The sequence below is a fragment of the Mucilaginibacter sp. FW306-07-L genome (genome assembly GCF_058782065.1).
In genome coordinates, this window is record NZ_JBYSXI010000001.1 from 1,798,841 (window position 1) to 1,810,398 (window position 11,558).

Here is an 11,558-nt window from a genome sequence, read left to right on the forward strand (position 1 = left end):
GCCGCTGTACCAAACATTTTTCCGATCAATTGTTTATCACTTCAATTATAATCCATGTATTATGCGAAATTTAGGGTTCTGTATAATTTTTTTCCTGACCAGCCTGTCAGTAAATGCGCAGGTGAAAAGCCAGTTAATTGCAAACACGGCTTTGCCTAAAAATATCACGTATAAAGGTAAACCGGTACATGCAGTAAAGTTTCAGGACAAAACGGGGAATTACCTGGCGCTCAGCACCCAAACAGGCGAACAGCCGCAAGGTGATGATGAGGAATTTAAGCAAGCCCATCTTTATGCCTACGTTTATCAGTTAGGCGAAAATAGAGCGCCTGCCCTGGTATGGCAGTTGCATGATTTTGTAACCGAGTGCAACCTGGATATGACCACAGAATTTGTGCCCGGCTCACTTACGTTTACCGATCTGGATAAAAATGGCAGGGCAGAAGTATGGTTAGCTTACCGCCTGGCCTGTAAGGGCGATGTAAGCCCGAGTGAGCTTAAAATTATCATGCACGAGGGATCAACAAAATACGCGATGCGAGGTGAGGGCAAACTAAAAATCAGTAATAGATTACAACCGGATGGCGGCGTTATAACAAGTAACGATTTTGACAAAGCCACCGTTGTTTTTAGTCAACATGCCAAGTTGTTGTGGAATAAATATGTAGTAGAAGTGCTTAAATAGTTATTGAGATTAAGCACTTCTATTATATATATTGTCAAGCAACCATAATTGTATTTAGCTGGATTTTACAGAACCGATACATATGTCTCCTTCGGCAATACCGGTTAACCATACTTTCAAAAACTTAGTTCTTTCACGGGTCAGTGTTTCCAGGTAAATAGATTCACACATCGGGGCGGCTGATCCGTAGGTTCCGCTTTCCGGGTATTTTGCGGCTAATTCAGCATCTCTTAACTGTACCCACAAGCGTTGGGCAACTTTAAGTTTTTTAACAAACAGAGGCTGGTCGGCATACTCCTTTAAAATTTTACCGTATACTACATTAAGTTCCTTGTCGGCCTTTTGGTAGTCGCCGTAAGCTTTCATATTAAGCGCCGTTTGCGATTGGGCTGACGAAAACTGGCTGGCAAAACTAACTATTAACAAGGTTAACGCCCCAATTAAGGTGTATTTATTTAATTGTGATTTCATGCAAACCAAACAGAGTTGCCTGCTAAATGTTTAACACACCAAATGGCTAAAAATATTAAAGCGATACAGTGCCCAAAGTGCGGCAGTACAGATAAGCATGAAATTAAGCCTGACTATTATAAATGCGAAAGCTGTGGAACTGAATATTTTATAGATAGTGATGATGTGCATGTTTTTCATCACCATGAGCGGGTAGTGCCGGTGCAAAGTTCAGCGCCGCCGGGCAATACCAAGCTGCCCGTTTATATTCTGTTAGGTGCTGTCGCGTTCATCGTAGTTGTTTATTTGGTATCTAATTTATTTCAACCTAAAAAAACATCATACAACAATACTTTTGCCACTTATAAGCCACCACGCTCATATTACAGCAGTTTTGTGTATACCAACAGTGCAACCGGCGATCCGGTTTATTTGCGGATGGGTACGGATTATATTGATAAAGGCAACAATGTATCTGAACAGGAATTGCATGCACAGTTTAACAATGCTTTAAACGGTAAACTATTAGCGGATCATATTATTACGGAAGATGTGATGAGTAAAAACCGTTGCTCATTATCTTTCAAAACCTATTCTGCCGAGATGATCTACGCCATAGGCTGTAACAGCATTTTACTTGAGGTAGATACCAGAAATAACAAGTTGAATGATGTTACTAAAAGCGTTTTTAAGGACTTTCCGCAACTTAGCTCGGGCATAGCTAAGCTTGATTTTGATTATAGCAAGCCGATGATCAATGTGATGAATAACGAGGGGGAAAGTTATAATTATTTTCCGACCCTTAAAAAACTCGCCAAAACGGAAGATGAAGTGAATACGCTATGGAAGCAGGCGTTTACCAGAGACAAGTATTTTGAATTTGGCTACCTGGGCGATTATTTTAATCAGGATAAAGTAAACCAGTTAATTGAGGTAAAGTATGTTAAAGGATCCGGTGAGCAAGTGAAGCGGGATCTTACTCCGGGCAGAAAATACTTTAGCCCGGCGATACTTTACCAGGATGATGATAACCTGCTGATCGTGGTGAATACAACCGCGGCTCCTGACCCGCCGACGAGTATTCAGCGTATTGATGTTAATACCGGCAAAATATTATGGGCTTTACCGCCTGATAAGGCCTATTTATATTATGTTACCAAATGCAGGCAGGGCTTTGCTATTGAATACCGCAAGGGTGAGGAAGCTGATTATGTACATGGCGTATTGGTGGTATCAAACACGGGCAAAACAGTTCATAATTATCAGTTAGCCCGTACGGAGTAATAAATATCGTGTTTATCAGTCAACGTTGATCATCGCTTTTATTACCCCATTTGCAGGATTGATCCACTGATTGAAATTGTCTTTCACTTCATCAAAAGCAACCCTGTGTGTAATATATTTTCCCGGTGAAATGGAGCCGGTTTTAATAGCATGAATAACCGCCTCAAAATCTTGACGGGTAGCATTACGGCTGCTTAGCAGGCTGGTTTCACGCTTGTGAAATTCAGGGTGATTAAAGCTGAAGTCATTCTTTTGCAAGCCAACCAACACATAGCGCCCGCCATGGGCAAGGTAATTTATGCCGTTGTTTATGGCGTTCAGGTTGCCGGTGGCATCAAACACAACGGTAGCGTAATCACCATTAGTGATAGCCTTAACTCGTTCCGCCACATCTTCTTTACCGGCATTTATAGTATGTTTAACGCCAACCTGGCCAGCACAAAACTCAAGCCGTGTATCACTCACATCTACAGCTATAACTGTCGCTCCGGCTAATTGTGCAAATTCCATTATGCCCAAACCAATAGGGCCGGCACCCATTACTACAACAAACTCGCCAGCATCTATTTGTGCACGCTGCACCGCATGCGCGCTGATAGCGAGCGGTTCAACTATAGCCAATTCATCAAAACTTAGTCCGCAGCCATGCACCAGCTTATCGGCAGGTACCGAAATATATTCGGCCATTCCTCCGTCTATATGTACGCCAAATACCTTTAATTGCGCGCAGCAATTAGGTAATTGCCTACGGCAGGCAATACAGTTACCACAGTTAAAGTAGGGTAAAAAGGTAACGGCTTCTCCGTTTTCAAAACCGGGCGCATAGGTATTATCAACCAATTCTCCCGAAAGCTCATGGCCCAACACTCTCGGATATTGAAAATAGGGTTGGTTACCCTGGTAGGCATGCAGGTCGGTACCGCAAACACCAATACGCTTTATTTTTATAATCGCCCGGTTTTCAGTAACAGCAGGCATCGGAGCTTCGCCATAAACCAAAGTTCCGGGCTCTAAGCAGGTCAGTATTTTCATGTATATAATTTTAACAGATTATATAACGCCATTAATGCTGAACACAGAGGCAATATCAGTAGGCATACGCTCCGGTAAATTGATCAATAAGCCATTCTCTGTGTTCGTCCACTTCAGGTTATCGTTATAACCCAATAAGTTTACTGATGTCACTTTTTTTCCTTTCAAGGTTTTTATAAGCACTTCGCTGGTTGGGATGCCCATTGTTGTAGCGTACAGCGTATTTCCCTTTTTGTTAAACCTGATATCTTCTGCGGTAAAGGGTTTGCCTTTGCCTTCGTTAAAGCCCTGGGCGCTTAAAGCCGCGGTTGCCTGCATAGCGGGGCCTTCACCTAAAACATCATAAGGCCTTGTATCATAAATGCTTTCACTATTAACCTTCATCCACTTGGTAATACCGGCCAATATCTCTCTTTCATCGTTATCAATACTACCATCACCTTTAACCGGGATGCTTAACAGCAGGTTGCCGTTTTTACTCACTACGTCAACCAATGTATGTATAACCGTTTTTGCGGTTTTATATTGGTGCCTTTCCAATACGCGTTTATCATAATGCCAGTTACCTAAACAAGTATCGGTTTGCCATGTTTCGGGCTCAATGTTATTGCTTTGCCCGCGCTCAATATCCCATACCATGCATTTACGCTGTTGCTCATTCAGTATTTTGCCATTAATAACCGCTTGCAGCTTACCATGGCGCTTAATGCTGCTATTATACATGTGTGCCGCAATGCGCAGGCCAGCATCACTTATAGGGTAGAGCGGTAAAACGGTATCATCAAAATAGATCAGGTCTGGCTTGTATTTGTCAATGAGTTCAACGGTTCTGTTATAAAACTTTTCGCAATAGGCTTTTGAAGGCAGCGTTGCGCCATTTGCCCAGTCCCATTGCCCGTGTATTGATCCGTCGTCAAGGCTGTTCGCGCTAAGCGGGTGATTTTGAGCGTACAAGTCCTGCGGGTCATAGCCATTCCACCACTTGCCATTACCGTTTGCTTTGGTAAGCTTTCCATCATACGGAATACCTTTCATGCTGCCGTTTTTATCGCTCCTTTGAGCAACTTCCATCCATCGCCAGGTATGCGCGGCATGTACGCTTACGCCAAAATGCAGGCCCTGATTTTTAGCGGCCTTTGCCCAGCCGCCAATAATATCCTTTTTAGGGCCCATATTCACCGAGTTCCACGGCTGGTAAGAACTCTTGTAATTATCAAAGTTATCATGATGGTTAGCCAGGGCTACAAAGTATTTCGCACCGGCTTCTTTATATAAGCCCAAAAGCTCTTCGGGGTTCCAGTTGGTGGCTTTCCATTCATTAATTACATCCTTAAAACCAAATTTTGACGGATGCCCATATTTTTCAACGTGATATTTATATTGATCGCTGCCTTCCTGGTACATGCCCCTTGCATACCAGTCGCCATACTCGGGCTCACATTGCGCGCTCCAGTGTGCCCAGATACCGAATTTCGCGTTCTTATACCAATCAGGCGTTTGGTATTGCTGCAATGAATCCCATGTTGGTTTAAACGGGCCTTTCAATTCGTTACTGCTCAAAGCTGACGCAGCAAATACAGATTGGTTTTTTAACACAACGGACAGTGTAGCCAATGCTGTGCTTTTAATCAAATCTCTTCTGTTCATTTATAATATAGTTTATTAGAGCTTTTACAATAACCACCCCCATGATGAGTGACTGGTTATGCCAAAGGTATTATGCGTTGATATGCTTTTTTTATTTAAAAGCGACTTTATATTATATAAATCCGTTATTAATAATGGTACATTGTTGGCATTATGAACAGGCGGCTGCTGAATTATGCTTTTACATTGATGAACGTGGATCACGTTCATCTAGGTGAGCGATGGAACTATCAAAATGTGCTAAGTCCTTACTTTCGTTTGTACTTGATTGATGATGGTGGCGGTACTATTGTAACATCCCAGGGTAAATGGGAGCTTAAACCCGGATACCTGTATATAATACCAAGTTTCACTTTGTGTGATCTGCGTTGCGAAACCTACATGAGGCAATACTTTTTGCATTTTTTTGAAAATACGAATAACGGCACTTCGCTTTTTCAGAACCATAAAACAGTACTTAAAGTTAAGGCGGCTGACAGGGATCTATCCAATTTTAAGCGGCTGCTTGAACTGAACCCTGACCGGAAGATCAATCGTTCAGATAACCCTAAAATGTATGAGAAGGCTATATTTTACAAGGAATATGAAAACCTGAACAATAAACAGGATGTAAGTACTTTTATGGAAACCCAGGGGATTATTATGCAACTGGTTTCGCGGTTTTTGGCGGCCGAAAATTTTGATCATAAAAATCACGATGTCAAATCATCTCGCATTGTGGATGTAATTGAACATATCCAGCTCAATTTAAGTAACGACCTGTCTATCGCTGAACTGGCCACTCGGGTAAACCTGCATCCGGATCATTTTTCTAAACTTTTTTTGCAGCTAACGGGAGAGCGGCCATCGACCTATATTAACAGAAAAAGGGTGGAGCGAGCTCAATTCTTTATCATGACCACACGCCTGTCTTTTACAGAGATAGCGGAGAAAACAGGTTTTTGTAACGCCCCGCATTTGTTTAAAATATTTAAAAAGCTGACGGATTTAACGCCCGGTCAATATCGCCGGCAATTATTCTTTCAAAAGGAGGTGTAAGTTGTATTTCTCAGATGTGAAAACACTCCCGATGTAAACCTTTTGCTTAACCTGATGTTGCAAGGTTTTATTCCAACAACTCAATCACATCTATGAGAAAATTATTTACATCAATTTTTGCCCTTATTATACCTTTTGGCGTTTACGCGCAAAACTCCCATTACTCGCTTTTTCACCCGGTACCTAAAGATAGCCTTCGTGAAGAAATGGAAACCGACAGGCCGAATGTAACAGAAACGCCCTATACGGTAGATGCTGGGCATATACAATATGAAGCATCACTAGTTAACCTGGAGCGTAAACAAACAGAAACAGGATTGCAGCGTACCTGGCTGGTTAATCATGCTAACCTGAAACTGGGTTTACTGCCCAACACCAGTTTGCATATTATATTTGAAAGCTATGGTGTGCAAACCCTGGTTCAAAAAGGGGAGCCGTCTGTTAGTACCCATGGGTTCGGTGATTTAACGCTTCGGTTAAAACAATCTCTGTATGGTAATTACCAGGGTAATTTCAGTATCGCGTTGATGCCTTATGTAACTTTTCCCACCAACCGGTACAGTGATAACCGGTTGTACGAAACCGGTTTAATGATACCGGCAACAGTTAAATTACCTAACGATTGGAAGATCGGCTTTCAGGTAGCAGCCGACTATTTGCGTAATGATGAGGAACCGGGGCGGCATGGCGAGCTATTACAATCCTTAGTATTAAGTAAGGTTTTGTTTGACAAACTGGAAATTATGGGCGAAACGTATTACGCTTATGATGTTAAGCACCACTTGATGCACAACTATGTTGATGCCGCTTTGGAATATGAATTAGTGAAAGATTTAAAGATTGACGCGGGCTTAAACCATGGCCTGCAAAAAGATGCAGGCGATAATTACTTCATCGGTATAGCATTCAGGTATTGAACTAAATGAAGGGCGTTAAAAAGCAGCACCTGCCACAAAAGCTATGTGTGGTTTGCCACAAATCGTTTACCTGGCGCAAAAAATGGGAGGCCGTTTGGGACGAGGTTAAGTATTGTTCGGAACGGTGCCGGCGGACCAAGCATTCATAAAAAGATGATCATCGCTTTATTGTTTTTTGCTCAGCTCGTTCAAGTATTGTGATGGTGTTTTGCCGAACTCCTTTTTAAACGCCTTTGTAAAGTAAGCCTGAGTTTGTATACCTACCCGTAGAATCACCTCAGCAATAGATACATCCTCGTTAGCCATGATCTGGCGGGCACGGTTAAGGCGAACGGTACGTATAAATTCGATAATGGATTGCCCTGTAAGCTGTTTTATGAGTTCGTAAAGTTTGGTACGACTCATATTCAGCCTGTCGCACACATATTGTACATCCAGCATGGGGTCGGCAATTTTATCTTCAATGATCCTGATCAGGTCTTCAATAAATTGCTTATCCTTTTCGGTACGGGCGGCATCCTTGGCATCAATCTCATAATCGCCCATGTAGCGTTGTTTGAGGCTTTGCTGCCTGTTAAAAATATTATTGATAGTTAGCGTAAGCAAATTGATACTTACCGGTTTCGGAAGATAGGTATCAGCGCCTGAACCTACACCTTCTAACTGCGCTTCGAGGGCATTGCGGGCAGTGAGCATAATAAACGGGATATGCTGGAGATGTTCATCTTGTTTGATCTGCCGGCAAAACTCAATGCCATCCATTACGGGCATCATCACATCGCTTATTATTAAATCAGGGTGATGGGCTTTAACCATTTGCAAGCCTTCCTGGCCGTTATTGGCTACCTTAATGTTGTAGCTGTTTTGTAAAGAGTCCTTTAGGAAATTCCGAAGTTCAATATTATCATCAACCAGCAATATGTTTTTGTTGAACTGTTTTGCCGGTACGGGTGTAGCTGAATCTGTAATAGTTTCTTCGGTGTACTGGTAATAGTTATCGTTGCTGAATATATCGGCCGCTTCGTTATTGCCGCTATCCCAGCGTTCGGTTACTGTATAATCTTCCGGCGAAACAGGCAGGGCTACCAATATATCAGTCCCTTTATTGCGTTCGCTGTAAACCTTGATGTAGCCCTTGTGCAACAGCGTAAGCGTTTTTACAAAAGCTAACCCAATGCCGGAGCCCAGGTGAGATGATGTAATGCGGTAAAAGCGCTGAAACAAATTAGGCATTGATTCGGCCGTAATACCTATACCTGTGTCTGATACTACAATAAACATATACCTGTCACCTGTAAAATCACTTTCAATATTCAGTTCATAAGCGTAGCGGGGGGTGAAAGCAGACTTGTCAAAATACAGGCTGACAACCACCTCGCCCCCGGCGTGGGTATATTTCAGCGCGTTATTAATCAGGTTAAGCAATATTTTTTCGAGTACCTGCCGGTCAAAAAACACCAGTTGATCACTGGCGGCAGCTTCCACTTTAAAAGTAATACCTTTTTGTTGTGCCCATGCCGAAAACTCACCGGCCATCTCATCTAAAAATAGGTTGATATTGCCCTGTGCTACTTTAAGTTTTAAGGCTCCGGCTTCGGCTTTTCTAAAATCCATCAGTTCGCTAACCAGGTGCATCAGGCGTTTGGCATTGCGGTAAATGGTATGGTGTGCATGTTCTACCTCATCAGGCTGCTGCGCAGTGCTTCCTGTCATGATCCTTTCCAAAGGCCCCAGTATCAGGCTTAGCGGGGTACGAAACTCGTGAGATATATTGGTAAAAAACTGCAACTGGGTTTGATGTATTTCTTCTTTTTTCTCCTCTTCAAGCACCTTGAGTTGCCGGTTATGCCGATATACTACATAAGCATATACAGCGCCAACGGCACATAGTGCCGCTAATATTTTAAACCACCAGGTTTGCCACCATGGGGGGGTAATAACAATAATTACGCTTGCGCCTTTGTTATTCCATAAACCATCATTATTGGCAGCCTTAACGGTAAAGGTGTATTCTCCCGGGTCGAGGTTGGTATATACCGCTTTGTTGTTTGGGGTGTAAACGTAGGTTTTGTCAAAACCTGAAAGTTGGTAGGCGTAACGGTTATTTTGCGGAGCTATATAATTAAGTGCCGCAAAGGTGAAAGAGATGCTGGATTGCTGATAATTGAGCACCACCTTTTTTGTTATACTGATATCTGACTTTAGCGGGGCACCGGCTGCGCCTATAGCTACATCCTTGTTAAAAATTTGAAACCCGGTTATATACACAGGCGGTTTGTAAGGGTTAGCCTTTATCTCATCGGGATAAAATGTGTTAAAGCCGTTAATGCCGCCAAAATACATCTCGCCATCGCGGGTTTTCATAAAGGCGTTTACCTCAAATTCCATCGCCTGCAACCCGTCTGCCGTATTGTAAGTTTTTACTTGGCTGTTAACAGGATTATAACGGATCAATCCGTTCGAGGTGGATATCCAAAGGCGGCCTTGCCTGTCTTCAGTAATGCCCTTGATGAACAGGTGGTCGAGCCCCGCCTTTTTAGTGACGAGGGCAAATGTGTCCGCTTTTTTGTTGTATTGATAAAGCCCGGCATGGCCAACCCACAAATTTTTGCGGCTGTCGGTAAAAATCACCCGTATATCCGGCATCCTGGCTTCAGCGGTAAAATAATGCTTAAAGCTGTTGTTACGCCGGTTATAACGGTTAAGCCCACCATCATCAGTGCCGATCCATAAATTATCATCCGCATCCTCATTAATAGCCACCACATTGTTTCCTCTGAATGCCGAACCGCTGCCTTTAATAATACGGCTGAATTTTTTCGTGCCGGCATCAAAACGGTTAAGGCCGCCAAAATAGGTGCCTACCCACAACGTGCCTTTTCTATCCTGAAATACGTTTTGCACATAGTTTGACGACAAGGATGTACTATCACCCGGAATATTTACAAACCGGGTAAAGCTGCCCGCGGTATTATTTAATAAGTTTAATCCGCCGCCCCAGGTAGCGATCCAGAGGCGCTTTTGGTCGTCTTCGGTCAGGTCAAGCACCGCGTCAGATCCCAGGCTGGCTTTATCGTTTACCCGGTTTTGGTATACGGTAAAATTATTACGTTTTTTATCGAACAGGTTTAACCCGCCGCCATCCGTGCCTATCCATATCCGGCCGTCATGATCTTGCTCAAAGCACTTTACATCATTATAACTTAAACCACCGACTGCGGGCTTCTGTCGGTATACATTAAACTTGCGCGCTATGGGAGAGTATATGTTAATGCCGCCGCGGTGTGTGCCTATCCAATAATTGCCTTGCTTATCCTGAAATAAGGCGCTGATTGTACGTTGCGACAGGCCATCATTAAACCCGGCCATGTAGGTGTATTTTTTAAAGCCATTTTTCGCCGGATCGAAAATATTAAGTCCGCCGTTGATAGTGCCTGCCCATATATGGCCTTTGCGGTCGGCAAGTAAAGCTAATACCAGGTCGCTGCCCAGGCTTTTCGCGTCAGCATCGTTATGCCGGTAAGTTACTGTGGAGCGTGTGCCGGGGTTATAACTTATCAGTCCCTTACTTTTTGTAGCGAGCCACAGGTTTCCTGCATCATCCTGCTGTATCTGGCTTATGGGGGTTTTAAAAAGCGGGGTGTTTTGGGTGGGGTAGGTGTCAAGCCCCTTGTCTGTACCTAACCAAATATTTTTGCTTTTATCCTGATAAATGCTGTTAACCGCGCTTGCCGCGTAAACCAGCTTAAAAGTACCATCGGTAGTATTCATCAGGTTGAGCCCGATGTTGGTTCCTACCCAAATACGCGACTGTGCATCCTCAAAAATACAATTAACCTGATTGCCGTGTAACGCGATGGCCGACTGGCTTCGGCTTGTATAGTTGGTAAAGGTTCGTGTTGGTGCATTATACCTGTTTAGCCCGTTGCTGGTACCAACCCATAGGTTGTTAGCACGGTCGGTATACAGGCAGGTAATATAATTATCGCTTATAGAGTTCAGCCTGCCGGGTATGTTCCTGAAAACCGAGATCTGTCGCCCATCATATAAATTAAGCCCGTCGCGTGTGCCTATCCAAATAAATCCACGGTGATCCTGGGTAATAGCCTGGATGGTACTATTTGATAACCCTTCGTTATTGCCGATGTGGTTAAAGGCCATATCCTGCGCGTTAGCCGTACCAACGGCTATAGTAAAAGCCACCCACACATAAGCGCAGCGTGCAGTATTAATCAGCAATTTTTTTGATACGAATAATGGCATGGATTTATAACGGGCCTAAAGTAAGTAACATTATCTTAATATAAATAGCGCATAGGCGGGAGTGATGTGTGAGAATTTTAAAATAATAGCTTATTGCGCTGTTTTAGCATAAAATATGTTGAATTGAACAACTAATATGATGAATTGAACAAACGCTTAAAGCCTGCTATAACCTATTATTGTAACCCGATTATAAACGTCGCGTTACCAATAAACCATTATTAAATGAGAAATTTTTATTT

The 11,558-nt window shown here is 43.0% G+C and carries 9 protein-coding genes; 5 read left to right on the forward strand and 4 right to left on the reverse strand.

The features are described from left to right. Window positions 1-61 precede the first annotated feature (61 nt). A complete protein-coding gene (locus tag AC3WJC_RS07945) occupies window positions 62-685 on the forward strand; it encodes a M949_RS01915 family surface polysaccharide biosynthesis protein (protein WP_492398541.1) in 624 nt (207 codons plus the stop codon). A 54-nt stretch (window positions 686-739) separates the two neighbouring features. Here the strand turns inward: AC3WJC_RS07945 and AC3WJC_RS07950 are convergent, their stop codons facing one another. Next, the gene (locus AC3WJC_RS07950) at window positions 740-1,156 is read right to left on the reverse strand and encodes a lysozyme inhibitor LprI family protein (RefSeq protein ID WP_492398542.1); all 417 of its coding nucleotides are present in this window, start codon (window positions 1,154-1,156) and stop codon (window positions 740-742) included. 42 nt (window positions 1,157-1,198) lie between these two features. Here AC3WJC_RS07950 and AC3WJC_RS07955 point away from each other — a divergent pair, with 42 nt between their 5' ends. Then, window positions 1,199-2,419 (forward strand): hypothetical protein, encoded by a 1,221-nt coding sequence (locus tag AC3WJC_RS07955; RefSeq protein ID WP_492398543.1) that lies wholly within the window; start codon window positions 1,199-1,201, stop codon window positions 2,417-2,419. Window positions 2,420-2,434: 15 nt separating this feature from the next. On the opposite strand, the gene AC3WJC_RS07960 is transcribed toward AC3WJC_RS07955, so the two are convergent. Together AC3WJC_RS07960 and AC3WJC_RS07965 are read right to left on the reverse strand one after the other, a co-directional pair. Beyond that, window positions 2,435-3,451 (reverse strand): zinc-binding alcohol dehydrogenase family protein, encoded by a 1,017-nt coding sequence (locus AC3WJC_RS07960; RefSeq protein WP_492398544.1) that lies wholly within the window; start codon window positions 3,449-3,451, stop codon window positions 2,435-2,437. A gap of 18 nt (window positions 3,452-3,469) precedes the next feature. Continuing rightward, window positions 3,470-5,098, reverse strand: coding sequence for an alpha-L-fucosidase (locus AC3WJC_RS07965; RefSeq protein ID WP_492398545.1), 1,629 nt, complete (start codon window positions 5,096-5,098; stop codon window positions 3,470-3,472). A 189-nt stretch (window positions 5,099-5,287) separates the two neighbouring features. Here AC3WJC_RS07965 and AC3WJC_RS07970 point away from each other — a divergent pair, with 189 nt between their 5' ends. The 3 genes from AC3WJC_RS07970 (at window position 5,288) to AC3WJC_RS07980 (ending at window position 7,202) form a co-directional block, all read left to right on the forward strand. After that, window positions 5,288-6,136 carry a helix-turn-helix domain-containing protein gene (locus AC3WJC_RS07970; RefSeq protein ID WP_492398546.1) on the forward strand — a complete coding sequence of 283 codons (849 nt, stop codon included), beginning with the start codon at window positions 5,288-5,290 and terminating at the stop codon, window positions 6,134-6,136. Window positions 6,137-6,228: 92 nt separating this feature from the next. Further along, window positions 6,229-7,053 (forward strand): transporter, encoded by an 825-nt coding sequence (locus AC3WJC_RS07975; RefSeq protein ID WP_492398547.1) that lies wholly within the window; start codon window positions 6,229-6,231, stop codon window positions 7,051-7,053. Window positions 7,054-7,058: 5 nt separating this feature from the next. Next, the gene (locus tag AC3WJC_RS07980; protein WP_492398548.1) at window positions 7,059-7,202 is read left to right on the forward strand and encodes a DUF2256 domain-containing protein; all 144 of its coding nucleotides are present in this window, start codon (window positions 7,059-7,061) and stop codon (window positions 7,200-7,202) included. Window positions 7,203-7,218: 16 nt separating this feature from the next. On the opposite strand, the gene AC3WJC_RS07985 is transcribed toward AC3WJC_RS07980, so the two are convergent. Then, a complete protein-coding gene (locus AC3WJC_RS07985; RefSeq protein WP_492398549.1) occupies window positions 7,219-11,316 on the reverse strand; it encodes a hybrid sensor histidine kinase/response regulator transcription factor in 4,098 nt (1,365 codons plus the stop codon). Window positions 11,317-11,558 lie beyond the last annotated feature (242 nt).